This is a genomic window from Paenibacillus sp. J31P13 (assembly GCF_056269295.1).
Genome location: NZ_JBWDNR010000005.1, coordinates 353604 through 368517, shown reverse-complemented (window position 1 = coordinate 368517; position 14914 = coordinate 353604). Strand labels below are relative to the sequence as shown.

12 protein-coding genes and 1 tRNA gene are annotated in these 14914 nt (G+C 44.5%); 3 read left to right on the top strand and 10 right to left on the bottom strand.

Annotated features, from left to right (window positions below):
• Positions 1-12 precede the first annotated feature (12 nt).
• The 7 genes from lon to AC0YOD_RS18895 form a co-directional block, all read right to left on the bottom strand.
• A complete protein-coding gene (gene lon / locus AC0YOD_RS18925; protein ID WP_475800882.1) occupies positions 13-2355 on the bottom strand; it encodes an endopeptidase La in 2343 nt (780 codons plus the stop codon).
• A gap of 37 nt (positions 2356-2392) precedes the next feature.
• A complete protein-coding gene (lonB, locus tag AC0YOD_RS18920) occupies positions 2393-4096 on the bottom strand; it encodes an ATP-dependent protease LonB (RefSeq protein WP_475800881.1) in 1704 nt (567 codons plus the stop codon).
• Positions 4097-4387: 291 nt separating this feature from the next.
• Positions 4388-5497 carry a flavodoxin-dependent (E)-4-hydroxy-3-methylbut-2-enyl-diphosphate synthase gene (gene ispG / locus AC0YOD_RS18915; protein ID WP_475800880.1) on the bottom strand — a complete coding sequence of 370 codons (1110 nt, stop codon included), beginning with the start codon at positions 5495-5497 and terminating at the stop codon, positions 4388-4390.
• 141 nt (positions 5498-5638) lie between these two features.
• Complete coding sequence (clpX, locus tag AC0YOD_RS18910) at positions 5639-6895, bottom strand: ATP-dependent protease ATP-binding subunit ClpX (RefSeq protein WP_102713723.1); 1257 nt, start codon at positions 6893-6895, stop codon at positions 5639-5641.
• Between the two features lie 16 nt (positions 6896-6911).
• Positions 6912-7505, bottom strand: coding sequence for an ATP-dependent Clp endopeptidase proteolytic subunit ClpP (gene clpP, locus AC0YOD_RS18905; RefSeq protein WP_475800879.1), 594 nt, complete (start codon positions 7503-7505; stop codon positions 6912-6914).
• A gap of 251 nt (positions 7506-7756) precedes the next feature.
• Complete coding sequence (gene tig, locus AC0YOD_RS18900; protein ID WP_475800878.1) at positions 7757-9046, bottom strand: trigger factor; 1290 nt, start codon at positions 9044-9046, stop codon at positions 7757-7759.
• Positions 9047-9135: 89 nt separating this feature from the next.
• A complete protein-coding gene (locus AC0YOD_RS18895) occupies positions 9136-10029 on the bottom strand; it encodes a hypothetical protein (RefSeq protein WP_475800877.1) in 894 nt (297 codons plus the stop codon).
• A gap of 248 nt (positions 10030-10277) precedes the next feature.
• On the opposite strand from AC0YOD_RS18895, the gene AC0YOD_RS18890 reads away from it, so the two are divergent.
• A tRNA-Arg gene (locus tag AC0YOD_RS18890) sits at positions 10278-10354 on the top strand.
• 166 nt (positions 10355-10520) lie between these two features.
• On the opposite strand, the gene AC0YOD_RS18885 is transcribed toward AC0YOD_RS18890, so the two are convergent.
• Both AC0YOD_RS18885 and AC0YOD_RS18880 read right to left on the bottom strand, forming a co-directional pair.
• The gene (locus tag AC0YOD_RS18885; protein WP_475800876.1) at positions 10521-10802 is read right to left on the bottom strand and encodes a hypothetical protein; all 282 of its coding nucleotides are present in this window, start codon (positions 10800-10802) and stop codon (positions 10521-10523) included.
• A 219-nt stretch (positions 10803-11021) separates the two neighbouring features.
• The gene (locus tag AC0YOD_RS18880) at positions 11022-11492 is read right to left on the bottom strand and encodes an HPP family protein (protein ID WP_475800875.1); all 471 of its coding nucleotides are present in this window, start codon (positions 11490-11492) and stop codon (positions 11022-11024) included.
• Positions 11493-11608: 116 nt separating this feature from the next.
• Between AC0YOD_RS18880 and AC0YOD_RS18875 the strand changes: the two genes are divergently transcribed.
• Positions 11609-12499: a LysR family transcriptional regulator gene (locus AC0YOD_RS18875; RefSeq protein ID WP_475800874.1), complete on the top strand. Its 891-nt coding sequence runs from the start codon at positions 11609-11611 to the stop codon at positions 12497-12499.
• A gap of 53 nt (positions 12500-12552) precedes the next feature.
• Here AC0YOD_RS18875 and AC0YOD_RS18870 read toward each other — a convergent pair whose 3' ends face one another.
• Positions 12553-13161 (bottom strand): P-loop nucleotide/nucleoside kinase family protein, encoded by a 609-nt coding sequence (locus AC0YOD_RS18870; RefSeq protein ID WP_475800873.1) that lies wholly within the window; start codon positions 13159-13161, stop codon positions 12553-12555.
• 203 nt (positions 13162-13364) lie between these two features.
• Here AC0YOD_RS18870 and AC0YOD_RS18865 point away from each other — a divergent pair, with 203 nt between their 5' ends.
• Positions 13365-14894: a methyl-accepting chemotaxis protein gene (locus AC0YOD_RS18865; protein ID WP_475800872.1), complete on the top strand. Its 1530-nt coding sequence runs from the start codon at positions 13365-13367 to the stop codon at positions 14892-14894.
• Positions 14895-14914: the final 20 nt, after the last annotated feature.

Here is a 14914-nt window from a genome sequence, read left to right as displayed (position 1 = left end):
ACCTGCCTTCTTCTACGTTTGAACGGGGAGCAGCGCATGCTGGAGCACTTCATCCATATGACCTACTGGGATAAATTGCATATCATTGCGTACACTTTCAGGAATATCCCTTAAATCCCGCTCATTATCTTTCGGAAACAGCACCGTTCTTATGCCTGCTCGATGTGCCGCCAGCGATTTTTCCTTCAAGCCGCCAATCGGGAGCACACGGCCTCTTAACGTTATTTCACCTGTCATCGCTACTTCCTTGTTTACATAGCGATTCGTCAAAGCAGAAATAAGTGCTGTTGCCATCGTAATGCCTGCGGATGGACCATCTTTAGGAATGGCACCCTCCGGAATATGAATATGAATATCGTTTTTCTCATGAAAGCTAGGATCAAGACCTAACGCCACTGCCTTCGATCTCGTATAGCTGAAAGCTGCTTGCGCAGATTCCTTCATAACGTCGCCAAGCTTACCCGTTAAAGTAAGCTTACCACTTCCAGGCATGACAGTCACTTCAATTACGAGCGTATCACCGCCAACCTCAGTCCATGCAAGGCCCGTAACAGCCCCAATTTGGTTCTCGCTCTCAGCAAGTCCGTAACGGAATTTAGAAGGCCCAAGCCATTCCTTAAGCAGATCAGCTTGAAGCTCAAGCGGTTCTGGCGTCTCTATACCCTCCTGAGATACGAAATATTTGGCAGCCTTTCGGCAAACTGCTGCAATTTGCTGCTCTAAATTTCGAACCCCAGACTCGCGCGTATACTCACGTATCAACTTCAGCAGTACCTCTTCAGATACTTGAAGTTGCTCCACTGTTAAGCCGTGCTCCCGCTTTTGCTTAGGCAGTAGATAGCGATTTCCGATTTGGAGCTTCTCAAGCTCGGTATAGCCTGGAATATACAAGACTTCCATCCGGTCAAGCAGCGGACGAGGAATATTATGCATAGTATTTGCGGTTGTAACGAACATGACATTCGAAAGATCGAACGGAACTTCAACAAAATGATCACTAAACGTATTATTTTGCTCCGGATCGAGTACCTCGAGCAAAGCTGAAGCTGGGTCTCCCCGGAAATCCATAGCCATTTTGTCGATTTCATCAAGCAGGAATACCGGATTGGAAGAGCCAGCCGTTTTCATACCTTGAATGATTCTACCTGGCATTGCTCCTACATAAGTTCGACGATGCCCTCGGATCTCAGCCTCATCACGCACGCCTCCCAGCGATACTCGCACAAACTTGCGTCCGAGCGATTTAGCGATCGAACGAGCTAGTGAAGTTTTACCAACCCCCGGGGGTCCTACCAAGCATAAAATAGGGCCCTTAAGCTTTTTCACGAGCTGCTGAACCGCTAAATACTCAAGCACCCGTTCCTTAGGCTTCTCTAGTCCATAATGATCTTCATCAAGAATAGCCTCTGCTTTGCTCAAGCTTAGGTCATCTTCTGTCAGCTTATTCCAAGGCAATACGAGCAGCCAGTCAATGTAATTGCGTATGACTCCGCCTTCCGCAGAGGTGGATGGCATTTTCTCCAGACGATCGATTTCCTTCTCGATCTTCTCCTTTACTTGCTCTGGAACCTTCGCTTCAGCAAGCTGATTTCTGAGCTCTTCCACTTCGCCGGCGCGTCCTTCTTTCTCGCCAAGCTCCTTTTGAATAGCCTTCATTTGCTCGCGTAAATAATATTCCTTTTGCGTTTTTTCCATTTGTTTTTTGACGCGCTGGTTTATTTTTTTCTCTAGCTCCAGCACTTCACGCTCATTGTTCAAAATATCAAGAAGCTTCTCTAGGCGCTTCCCAACATCAACCGTCTCAAGAATATCCTGCTTATCCTTGATTTTGAGCGACAAATGACTTGTAATAACGTCTGCAAGACGACCTGCATCATCGATATCAGACACAGCTGCGTACGTCTCTGGCGTTACCTTCTTGGATAAAGAAATGTAATGCTCGAATTGATTAAGCACAGAGCGCATAAGTGCGTCTACTTCAGGATCATCCGTCTCTTGCTCTGGCAATTCTTTGACCGACACCTCATAAAATTCATCGTTTGGCAAATAGTCCAAAATTTCTGCTCGAACAACACCCTCCACCAACACGCGGATTGTGCCGTTCGGCAGCTTCAGCATTTGCCTTACTTTCGCAATGGTTCCGACTTTATATATATCTTCCTCAGTCGGCTCCTCAATGTTCACTTCAGACTGTGAACAAAGCAATATCATATGATCTTCGACCATCGAGCGCTCAAGCGCTCGAACCGATTTGTCCCTACCCACATCAAGGTGGAGCACCATGCTGGGATAAACGAGTAGCCCTCTTAGCGGAAGCAAGGGCAGCCGACGACCTTTCGATTTACTAGGTCCCATACCAGCACCTCCAAATATTAACGTCTACCCTAGTTTATCATTCTACGGAATCAGCCTGCAAATACGGAACGCTGGATGCAATAAAAAGATCTGCGCTAAGCGGTGCATTTACATGGCTCGGGGCAACTTCTGCGCCTGGAAATACGTAGCTGAAAACTTCTTCGACACGATCCATTGGAATAACCTTAAGTCCCTCAAGATCAGCGAAAATCGCTTGCCAATTCTCTCTTGGTATAATAACCTGTGTTGCACCAGCTTGAAAGGCAGCCTCCACTTTAGCTAAAACACCGCCAACAGGTTTTACGTTACCATGGATGCCAACCTCTCCGGTCATGGCTAACTTATTGTCGATCGGAATGCCTTTAATAGCAGATGTGATAGCCGTAGCCATTGCGATTCCCGCTGACGGACCATCGATAGGCGTACCGCCCGGAAAATTAATGTGCAGATCGAAATCCTGAGGGTTGAGACCGATCCGGCGAAGCACGGTGAGTACATTCTCTACAGATCCCTTCGCCATGCTCTTCCTTCTAAGCGTTCTAGATCCTCCGCCCAGCTCTTCTTCATCTACAACACCAGTAATCGTAAACAAACCTCTTCCTGCCTCTGCAGGAATGGCGCTCACCTCTATCTCAAGCAACGTTCCCATATTGGGGCCATATACAGCTAGACCGTTGACGAATCCAATCTGAGGTGCCTCAGGTATTTTGCGATCTGGACGCGGAGGTATTTGACTGCTGTTCACGACCCATTCTATGTCTCCTGGCGCTATGCTGTCTCTTTTCTCAGACAATGCAACCCCAGCAGCAAGCTGAATGACATTAACAGCCTCACGTCCATTGGTCGCATAGCGTTTCACGACGTCTATTGCTTCTGGGCATGGCGCAAAACCAATTTTTTTCACTGCATTTTCTGCTACCAATCCAATCTCTTCAGCAAGCAGCGGACGGAAGAACACTTCCATGCAGCGTGAGCGAATAGCAGGAGGTATTTCCTGCGGCGAACGTGTCGTAGCGCCAACAAGTCGAAAATCAGCTGGCAAGCCATTTTGGAAAATATCATGAATATAAACAGGAATGTTGGCATCCTCTGAATTATAATAGGCGCTCTCCAAAAACACCTTGCGATCCTCAAGCACCTTTAACAATTTATTCATTTGTATGGGATGCAATTCACCTATTTCATCAATAAACAATATTCCGCCATGCGCTTTCGTGACTGCACCAGGCTTCGGCTGCGGGATGCCTGCCACACCCATCGCTCCTGCACCTTGATAAATAGGGTCATGTACGGAACCGATCAGTGGATCGGCGATTCCTCGCTCATCAAATCTAGCCGTTGTTGCATCGATTTCTGTAAATTTAGCCTCTTGTAGAAATGGAGAAGAAGGATTTTTCTTCGCTTCCTCTAGAACGACGCGTGCAGCCGCTGTCTTCCCTACGCCTGGAGGTCCATATATAATGACATGCTGAGGGTTTGCACTGCACAGCGCCGCCTTCAGCGCACGCAAACCGTCACGTTGCCCTACAATGTCTCCCATCGCCTGAGGTCTTGTTTTCTCAGAGAGAGGTTTCGTTAACGATACACTCCTAAGCTTACGCAGCTTATCCATCTCTTTGCGCGACTCACGGTCAACAGCTGAGCGGTTCGTCTTCTGATTGCGAAGTAGGTTCCAGAAATACAAGCCAATAACAACAGCAAAAAACACTTGAATCAACATTAATACAACACTCAAACTCATTCTAAACCGCTCCTTTCAAGCGTAAACGATAGCAGTCTCCACTTTGCAGCAATAGTCGTTTCGCGTAGAAATATAAGCTTTGTCTAGATGCAGAGCTTATAACTTCTTATATTTCAAGCGTAAACGATTGCTGATTATATGAGACAGCAATACTTGATCAACCTATCCGTCTTTTTGCATGCGTATTTGATAGTATTGCCTCTAGGAACTGGGAATAACCGCATCTTTTGTTATTCTTTTTCGCATAAAAAAATGCCCTTATCCGTCTAAGACGGATAAGGGCATTTCTAATTATGCTGGTGTATGATGCTTTCGACCAGGTATTTCTCCTGTAGCTTCAAACACACGAACAATTTCATCTATTTCTTTTTTCAATTCATTTAGAAGCTCAGCTTCCGGTACTTTACGTACCAGCTCTCCATAACGGAACAGCATGCCTTCGCCGCGAGCGCCTGCAATGCCGATATCCGCCTCACGAGCTTCACCGGGACCATTAACCGCACAGCCTAGTACAGACACTTTAATCGGAACCTTGATTTTTGAAATGTATTCCTCTACCTCGTTGGCTATGGAAAACAGATCAATATCTAGACGACCGCATGTTGGACATGAAACGAGCGTTGCCGCATTCGTAATAAGTCCAAAAGTTTTCAACAGCTCACGAGCTACCTTAACCTCTTCAACCGTGTCAGCACTGAGACTAATACGAAGCGTATTCCCGATACCAAGTGCCAGAAGCGCACCAATACCCGCAGAGCTTTTGATTGTGCCCGTATGCAGTGTACCTGCTTCTGTAATGCCGAGATGCAAAGGATACTTGATTACTTTGGCAGCCATGGTGTAAGCAGCAATAGCCATTGGTACATCGGATGCTTTCAATGACACGATAATATCGTGGAAATCTAGCTCCTCCAAAATACCGATATGGTATAGCGCGCTCTCAACCATTGCTTCAGGCGTAGGATAGCCATACTTCTCAAGCAAATGATTTTCAAGCGAGCCTGCGTTTACACCAATTCGAATCGGAATGCCTTTTTCCTTACAAGCCTTCACTACCGCTTCAACCTTTTCACGTCGGCCGATGTTACCCGGATTAATCCGAACCTTGTCGACTCCGTTCTCAATAGCAAGGAGAGCCAATCGATAATCAAAATGAATATCCGCAACAAGCGGAATATGAATGCGCTTTTTAATTTCTTTTATTGCTTCAGCAGCTTCTTTATTGTTTACGGTAACGCGCACAATTTGACAGCCAGCTTCCTCTAGACCCAATATTTCAGCAACCGTTGCATCTACATCAGCTGTTTTTGTCGTACACATGCTCTGAATAATAACTTCGTTACTGCCGCCAATCGTTAGATCGCCGACTTTAACCGCCACCGTGTCTTGACGTAAGTACATAAGCATATCTCTCCCATGAACGTCAAAGTCCACCCTTTGACTGGCGGTCAAAAACCGCGCGGCTGGGTGGAAACAATGACGGTAGTCAAGCGTTAACGACTCTAGCCTGTTATGGCTGCAAACGCTCGTTTGAAAACAGTTTTATGCGCTCTCTTCCTTCTTCTTACTCTTCTTAGCAGTAAGTTCTGGCATAATTTTCTCTTGTACAGTCTGCTCAGTAATTAAGCAGGTGCTTAGATCATCACGTGAAGGCACCTCATACATCACTTCAAGCATGATGCTCTCAATGATTGCACGCAAGCCACGAGCTCCCGTGTTGCGCTTGATTGCTTCCTTCGCGATAGCATCTAGTGCAGCCGGCTCAAAATCAAGCTTGACATTGTCCATCTCAAGCAGCTTTTGGTACTGCTTCACGAGTGCGTTCTTCGGTTCCGATAGGATCCGAACAAGGGCAGGCTCATCAAGCGGCTCCAAAGTTGAAATGATTGGCAAACGTCCAACAAACTCTGGAATAAGACCAAATTTCAAAAGATCCTCAGGCAATACCATCGTTAGGTATTCGCCAGCTTTCAAATCCTTCTGCAATTCGCCTGCAGAGCTGAAGCCGATAACTTTCTTACCGATACGACGTTTGATTAGAGACTCAAGCCCGTCGAATGCGCCGCCGCAAATGAACAGGATGTTCGTCGTATCAATTTGGATAAACTCTTGGTGAGGATGCTTGCGTCCGCCTTGTGGTGGTACAGAAGCAACTGTGCCTTCCAAGATTTTCAGAAGCGCTTGCTGTACGCCTTCACCGGAAACATCACGCGTAATAGACGGATTTTCCGATTTGCGGGCTACTTTATCAATTTCATCGATGTAGATAATGCCGCGTTCAGCTTTTTCAACATCGTAATCAGCTGCTTGAATGAGCTTAAGCAAAATGTTCTCAACATCTTCACCAACATAACCTGCTTCAGTTAGTGAAGTTGCATCTGCAATTGCAAAAGGAACGTTCAATATTTTCGCCATTGTTTGAGCAAGCAAGGTTTTACCGGAGCCTGTTGGTCCTAGTAGAAGAATATTACTCTTCTGCAATTCAACATCTTCGATCTTGCTTCCGGAATTAATCCGTTTGTAATGGTTATATACGGCTACCGACAAAGATTTTTTCGCAAATTCCTGACCGATGACATAAGAGTCCAGTATGGCACGGATATCTTTCGGCTTTGGAATGTCCTTAAGATCAAGCTCTTCCTCATTGCCGAGTTCTTCCTCAACAATTTCGGTACACAGCTCAATACACTCATCGCATATATAGACGCCGGGTCCGGCAACCAGTTTACGAACTTGATCTTGTGATTTCCCACAGAACGAGCATTTCAACTGGCCTTTTTCGTCGTTGAATTTAAACATGTAATCACCCCTTTGATTAAATCGTGGATACCGGTGCAGTAATTACCTTGTCAATCAAACCGTAGGAAAGAGCTTCTTCCGCGCTCATAAAATAGTCACGGTCGGTATCGCGGTCGATTTTTTCATAAGGCTGTCCGGTGCGATCTACTAAAATTTGGTTAAGCTTTTGTTTGGTTTTCAAAATCCAGTCCGCATGGATCTTGATGTCAGTCGCTTGGCCGCGTACGCCGCCAAGAGGTTGGTGAATCATAACCTCAGCGTTAGGAAGCGCAAAACGTTTGCCCTTCGCACCTGCTGTAAGTAGCAGCGATCCCATACTTGCTGCCATACCCATACAAATTGTAGATACCTCGGGCTTAATATATTGCATCGTATCATAAATACCCATACCCGCCGTTACGGAGCCGCCGGGAGAGTTAATGTACAGATGAATGTCTTTCTCTGGATCGTCGGCCGCCAGAAACAGCAGCTGTGCAATGATGGAATTTGCCACATCATCATCAATTGCGCTCCCTAGAAAGATAATGCGGTCCTTTAGCAAACGAGAGTAAATATCGTAAGAACGTTCTCCACGGTTTGTTTGTTCGACTACGACCGGTACTAGATTCATGCGACCAACCTCTTTTCGTTTATGACTTTCGTTACTTACTTATTGTAACACGCCATCGTGATGATGTCATTTTTCCAATAATACAGTATACGACGACAACCGTTCGTTATGTACGGAGATTAGTCTCCTATTCAAGCACAATTTCATATGTAGGGTCAAAATAAGGCACGTATCAACGACGTGCCTTATCCTGAGTGAAGCCTTTTATTCAATTTGTTCTATGTGGTCTTTTAAACCATTCAGCTGGTATATTAAACAGTTTTGCTGTTTTCAACCAAGAATTTAATTGTTTTGCGAAGTGTAACATCTTCTTTAATTGTGCTCATGCTGCCGTTTTGCGTGAAGATTTCAACAAGCTCTTCAGCAGGACGGTTGTATTGTTTGGAAAGAGTAGCGAATTCTTCAGCCAACTCTTCTTCTGAGATCGTGATGTTCTCAGCTTTTGAAATAGCGTCAAGAACAAGGTTGTTGCGAACGCGTTTCTCAGCATCAGAGCGCATTTGCTCACGAAGCACAGTTTCGTTTTGACCGGAGAACTGGAAGTAAAGATCCATGTTCATACCTTGCATTTTAAGACGGTTTTCAAAATCCTTGATCATGAAATCAATTTCAGATACGATCATTGGCTCAGGGATTTCTACTTCTGCTGATTTGGCAGCTTGCTCGATCACTGCTGCTTCTTTAGCTTGCTCGCCTTCTTTTTCTTTGCGCTCTTTAAGTTTTGCTACAAGGTCAGCCTTGTACTCTTCAAGAGTATCGAACTCACTTACGTCTTTAGCAAACTCATCATCAAGAGCTGGAAGCGTTTTGCGTTTGATTTCTTGAAGCTTCACTTTGAATACAGCAGGTTTACCAGCTAGGTGCTCTGCATGGTAAGCTTCAGGGAATGTTACTTCAACATCCTTGAAATCGCCGATTTGCATGCCAACTACTTGCTCTTCGAAGCCAGGAATAAAGGAGTTTGAACCAAGCTCTAGTGAATAACGCTCGCCTGCTCCGCCTTCAAATGCTTCGCCGTCTACATAACCGTCGAAATCGATAATGGTGATATCACCGTTCTCAGCTGCGCCTTCTTCAACTACTGAAAGCTCAGCATGACGTTGTTGCAAGCGCTCAAGCTCAGCCGCTGTTTCTTCTTCTGTAACTTCAGATTCAACAGCTGCGATTTCCAAGCCTTTGTAGTCGCCAAGCACAACTTCCGGCTTAACGATAACTTTTGCTTTGAATTTGAACGTTTCGCCTTTTGCGAATTGCTCAACTTCGATTTCTGGACGATCTACTGGTTGAAGATTGTGTTCGTTTACTGCATCGGAATAAGCGTCTGGCAACAGGATATCAATTGCATCCTGATAAAGACTTTCAATTCCAAAACGAGATTCGAACATGCCGCGAGGCACTTTACCTTTACGGAATCCAGGTACATTTACTTTTTGAACGACTTTCTTAAACGCTTGATCAAGAGCATCAGCGACTTTCTCCGCTTCTACCTCCACGTCGATTGACACGATGTTCTTGTCTATTTTTTCCCAAGTTGCTTTCATTTTATGCCTTCCCCTCCGAAAATGCTCATGCATCTATAGTTTTTCACGTATCATAAACCATTCTATTATAAACAAGCTGGGCGATATTATCAAGACTCAGGATCATCTTCCCCGATTTGCTGCAATAGTGCAACCTGTCTCAAAGCCTTGCAAGCTTGTTCATAACGAAATCTAAGCCCTTCAGTAATGCCATATGTATCACGAATATCGTCATCATTTGCTGAGCCGTATACGGTGAGAAGCAGCGTTAAATGCAGCGCAGCAGCGAAATAATCAACCGTATCCTCATCTTCTCTCAGCATCCAATGGTAGGCAGCCGTTCCATACAAAAATTGCAAACTTTCCTTCCAAAGCTCTCTGGCAAAATGCGGCAAAGTGGGATCGTTAATTTCTGCCACCTGCTCCGTACGCTCGACAATACGATTGACCTGCGATGGAAAATCATCCATAGACAGCGGTGTAGCCTCTAGATCAAGCTCTACAGACTCTCCAAGCCTTTCCAGTGTCAGCGTTCCTGTTGCGCCTCTCTTACGAAGGCATTGGAGCGCTTTAAACTGAACGACGGGGTGAACCTGCTCCGTTTGCAGCCACTGCTTAATGGATAATTCCACATCAGCCGATTTAATGTATGCCGCACGCTCCAGCGCCAGTATTTGCTGGTCGATCATCGGGTGATGCTGCATAATATACAGCACCTGATTCACATATGCCTCATCCTGGTCAGGAGGATTAAGAAGCTGCTCGCGAATGATCGCCTCATCTTCTTCTTCGTCTCTCTTGTCCATAATAAAAGAAGAGCCATTCTCGCCGATTCCGTCCTCGGGAAACGCCATGTCGAGCCAAGTCAGAAGACTATTCCACTCTTCATAATGACGAGCATCCTCGCCCTGACATTGCAGCAAGAAGCGAAGCAACGCCTTGGCCTCCCCATATTGCTCCGCTTCTAACATACGCGTTAACTGAACCTGATAATGGTCAAGCATGCTAGGGAACAAATAAACGTTATCCTTGTTGTCGTCTTGTGTGTCATTGGGAGTCGTTATGATAACACCGCCTTATGGTCACTCCGTTTAATCATTCATCCAATCTTGCGTACGATTATACCATGTACGGACAAAAGAAAAAACTAATGCGATTCAGTTCCTTAATTTAGGTGAAAAATGGATTGATTTTATTAAATAAAAAAAATAGCTTGCAAAAACAATCAACTATATGCTATATTATTTCTTGTGTCCTGGTAGCTCAGCTGGATAGAGCAACGCCCTTCTAAGGCGTCGGTCGGGGGTTCGAATCCCTCCCAGGACGCCATAATATTTAAACCAAATCATACCAATGATTAACATAACCCGCTAAATTCTTGTTATAACAGGAATTCAGCGGGTTTTTCTTATGTATGGTAAATGGTATAAGAAAAGCCCGCGGAGTACTCCGAGAGCTTATGTTGCCATGCTTTATTCACCTTGCCTACTATTTCTTATGACCCTTGAAGAGGATTATTTTGAAGAGTCGTTGCAGCGGCTTGTGACTGTTGCAGTATTTGCTGCGCCGCTTGAACATCTTGCTGTTCTTGCTTCACTTGCTGCTGTGCTTGTAATACTTGCTGGATTTCAGCTTGCAGCTTTTGTTCTGCATCTAGTAATTCTTGACTTTCTGCCTGCAATAATTGATGCGCAGCTTGAACCTCTTGTTGAGCTTGCTGTAATTGTTGATTGGCCTGAAGATCAGCAGTTTCCTGTTGTATATTCCGATTCACCATAAAGCGAGCCCCCTATAATGATTGTTTTAGTCCGATGTTGACCAATAATTATAGTGCGCTTAATAACATTTTTTATGCTGAATCTTAATATCGCTCAGTTATGCAATAAATCTTGCTCTCATAATCTTCAACTTTTCTGTGATCCATGTTAAAACAAAAAAATGACTGCCTTCGACAATGACTGCCTTCGACAATCATAATGTCGAAGGCAGTCATTTTCTATTGTTCTAATTTCGCTTTCTCTCTCCTTAATGAAATGACTCTTCTATACAAATACGCAGACGCCGCGATGATCAGAGCACCAATCAACACGGGAGTTACAAAAAAGGACCAGCTTGCACCGCTCAAAATCACGACAAGCGGATCTGCGCCTGCAGGAGGATGAACGGTACGCGTATAGCTCATTACAAGTATCGCTAAACCAACTGAAAGCGATAGTGACCATAGCGATGTACCTGCAAAATGCAGCATCATCAATCCTATGAACGTACTAATCAAATGACCGCCAATGATGCTCCGAGGCTTGGCTAACGGACTATCTGGCAGCAAAAATGCAATAACACAGCTTGCACCAAAAGGAGCCATCAATAAGCTTGTTGACATTGCATCACCAATTGTCATCAGAAGTGCTATAGCCACAGTGCCCCCGCCAGCAGCCAACAACGCACTACTATTTACTTTTTGAAACAAGCGCTCACCTCTTCTCGTTTATTCTTGCTGATGGTATCATGAGAATTGGTATTTTAAAATTGAATGTTTAGAATATCATCCATTTCATTTATCAATACCTAGGAGGTGGACTTTCCATGCTTGAGCAATGGGAAGGGCGTTTTTTTGTTACCTTTACCGTCGTTTTGGAGGAAAAAAGCTTTAGCCGTGCAGCTGACAGGCTTGGCTACGTTCAATCTACGGTTACATCGCATATTCGGCATTTGGAAATGACGAGCGGGAAGAAGCTGTTTCACCGCTTGCCGCGAGGCGTTGAACCGACTGAGGCTGGCCTGCAGTTCGCACCTTATGCTTATCAATTCATCAAATTGGGACAATCGCTGCAAGACGCCATGGTGGAAACGGATACGCCGACAGGCATGGTGCGCTTATGCTCTCTTGAGTCTTTTTCAGTCTCTCATTTCCCTGCATTTTTAACCCAGTTTCTTAAACAGTACACCAAAGTAAAGCTGCATCTCATGTCTGGGCTTAATGGGGATATTATCTCGCAAGTCGCTAATCATCGCGCTGATCTAGGTATCGTACCGCAAGATCCTCAGCGTGATGATCTGCAATTCACACCGCTTTTAGAGGAAAAGCTTGCTCTTATCTGCGCTCCTGCTCTAAGAGAAAGGTTGAATAAAGAGAGCTGGGGCGCATTAAATGATGCCGCATTTATCAGCTTTGGCGAAGGTTGTGTCTACCACACATACGGTCTTGATGTGCTGCAGGCTGTTTCGATTAAACCTGAGGACCAGCTCTCATTCTCCAGCATGGAGCTCATTAAACATACTGTCAGCTGCGGGATGGGTATCGCATTCGTTCCAGAATCAAATGTAAGAGCCGAGGTTGCAGCAGGAAAGCTGTTGTCGCTACCTTACGAACGAGAGCTCACACTTACACACGGGATCATCACACATCATGCGCGAGAACCAAAGGCAGCTGCAAGAGCTTTTATTGAAAACCTAACAGACTATTATACAAAATAAATCATAGCTTAAAATAAAAAAACGTCCCTGCAATGCAGGGACGTTCATAAATGCTATGCCAATAAGCTAGGCTGCTTGTCATTTACAAATTGAAATAATTGCTCTGACTTCTCTTCAATCAACTCGCCGCTGTTATCAAACACAAGAATAGAGGAAGAAGGAATATCCCAATTAATTTGAGGTACGAATGCAACACGCTTCTCGAAATCGCCCCAGTTATCCAATTTCCATTGGTCGCGTTCCGTCTGACGTCCGATAATCCGATCTCTCTGAAGCTCCATATCTTGCAGCGTTACGACAATAACTCTAACGTCCACTTCCTGCTTCGTTAATCCCGCTGCGGAGATAACCTCTTCAATCCACTCCCTGTTTTTCAGCTCTGCTGTAAATGGGGAAATCATAAATACGTTTTGACCCGCTGCTAAATTCTCAATGCAAACGTCCTTTGCCGTATCATATTCCAAATCACGTAAATGTCTTTTGTAAAAATCCGAATCACGATCCCGCTTATCCAAGCCCTTCAGTTCCAAAATCGCTTCTACGAATCTACCGCCTATCGTATCCCGATCTAGAAAAGCTGCTGGAATACGTTTAGCCAGCTTTCTAGCCACCGTTGTTTTGCCTGTTCCTGCTACGCCTACGAAAAAAACTAACTTCTGCAAAAGGTAAACCCTCCACTATATTTTTGTTGAATTATATCATCATTTCGTTCTTTTTAATAGAATCCCAAGCTCATTATGACAATAAATAAAAAGAGTATACAAAGTTTGTAAAATGTTTATATAATGTTTGTAATGTCATTAACAAAAAAAATGAAAGACTCAAAAATACGATTAACACTATTTGTGTTGAAGGCGGTCATTTTATGGTTCAGAAAAACAAGCTTATGCTGCAAATGAGCAGCGGAGCAGTCGTTCTAGCTTTGCTCATCCATCTATTAACTCGTGTGTTCCATCTGAATTTGAATAGCCATTCCAGCTACAGCGGAATGATGACCATGATGGAAACGAGTGATTCTGTATTAAATCTTCTCTTATTTATTCCGATCCTTACCCTTTTTTGGGGAATAATGATCTACCGGAAGGCTCCAACAAAAAGCAGCATAGCCATTTTGAACACCTTAACATTAACCTTTTCAAGCATTACCGTCATCTCAGGTGCTGGGGGTTCTGTGGAGTTCCACTTTTCCATCTTTATGATTGTCGCCATTGTGGCCTATTATGAGCAAATCAAGCTGATTCTTCTGACAACAGCCCTATTTGCAGTTCAACATCTCATCGGGTTTTTCCTATTCCCTCTTTACGTTTTCGGAACAATGGATTATGGCTTTGGCATGTTGTTAATCCATGCCGTGTTCTTGCTCCTTACTTCCTTTGCTACCTCTTTGCAAATTGCCCATAAACTGAAATATACAAGAACGCTTGAACACCAACAGAAAAACAGTCAGTCGCTTTTTCAAACCATCGTTTCACAATTGACTGATACCTCGCAATTATTAAAGCTGCTCTCTGGTCAACTCACACGCAATAGCGATCAGAGCGTGAACTCGACCAAGCAAATTGCTGCAGCTGTCGAGCAGTTAGCTAGCGGACTCGCTCAGCAGACGAATGCTTCAAACCGCAGTGTTGCCGACTTGGGTTTCATCACTGCAGATATTGTCGGTCTGAATGGCTCCTTTCAGACGACAGCCGAAAATGCACGAGAATCAAGCCTACTTGCAGATAAGGGAAGCGGTCTTATTCATAATTCCGTTCAGCAAATGGATCATATAACAGAAAATCTGCAAGAAATGAACAAAAGCATAGATGAGCTGAATATGAAATCCGATCAAATCGGTACCATCGCAATACTCATTGCCGAAATGTCAGGTCAGACTAAACTGCTCGCATTAAACGCTTCCATTGAAGCTGCAAGAGCTGGAGAATATGGAAGAGGATTTGCTGTCGTAGCTAATGAAATAAGAAAATTATCTGAGTTGTCCAATCAAGCTGCTTCACAAATAAAAAATATTATTGATGATATGCAGTTGTCTGTACAGCATTCTACAGCTTTGATGGCATCAGGGACGCAGGAAACGGAAGTGGGCATGACCCTTATGGGACAAACAGGTGATGCCTTTGCTCAAATCGTCAATCAAGTACGCATCGTTGACATTCAAACGGAGGAAGCCTCAGCTATTACGGAACAAGTCGCCGCTGGTACGCAGCTCATCTCTTCTACCATGAATAAGATTGTGCAATTCTCGACGGCGTCTTTGACGGAAACAAAAAAAATTGAGCATTTAACGGAGCAGCAAGTAGAACTTACGGTAGAGCTTTCCCGCGCGATAGGACAGCTGGAACAGCTATCCATACAAATTGACGGACTCGTACATGATATAAAGGCGATTCAATAAACCTATTCAATAACACAAGA

Coding starts and splice junctions, on each gene's coding strand:
- lon (WP_475800882.1), bottom strand. CDS start 2,355: ATGGGACCTAGTAAATCGAAAGGTCGTCGGCTGCCCTTGCTTCCGCTA.
- lonB (WP_475800881.1), bottom strand. CDS start 4,096: ATGAGTTTGAGTGTTGTATTAATGTTGATTCAAGTGTTTTTTGCTGTT.
- ispG (WP_475800880.1), bottom strand. CDS start 5,497: ATGTACTTACGTCAAGACACGGTGGCGGTTAAAGTCGGCGATCTAACG.
- clpX (WP_102713723.1), bottom strand. CDS start 6,895: ATGTTTAAATTCAACGACGAAAAAGGCCAGTTGAAATGCTCGTTCTGT.
- clpP (WP_475800879.1), bottom strand. CDS start 7,505: ATGAATCTAGTACCGGTCGTAGTCGAACAAACAAACCGTGGAGAACGT.
- tig (WP_475800878.1), bottom strand. CDS start 9,046: ATGAAAGCAACTTGGGAAAAAATAGACAAGAACATCGTGTCAATCGAC.
- AC0YOD_RS18895 (WP_475800877.1), bottom strand. CDS start 10,029: ATGCTTGACCATTATCAGGTTCAGTTAACGCGTATGTTAGAAGCGGAG.
- AC0YOD_RS18885 (WP_475800876.1), bottom strand. CDS start 10,802: ATGGTGAATCGGAATATACAACAGGAAACTGCTGATCTTCAGGCCAAT.
- AC0YOD_RS18875 (WP_475800874.1), top strand. CDS start 11,609: ATGCTTGAGCAATGGGAAGGGCGTTTTTTTGTTACCTTTACCGTCGTT.
- AC0YOD_RS18865 (WP_475800872.1), top strand. CDS start 13,365: ATGGTTCAGAAAAACAAGCTTATGCTGCAAATGAGCAGCGGAGCAGTC.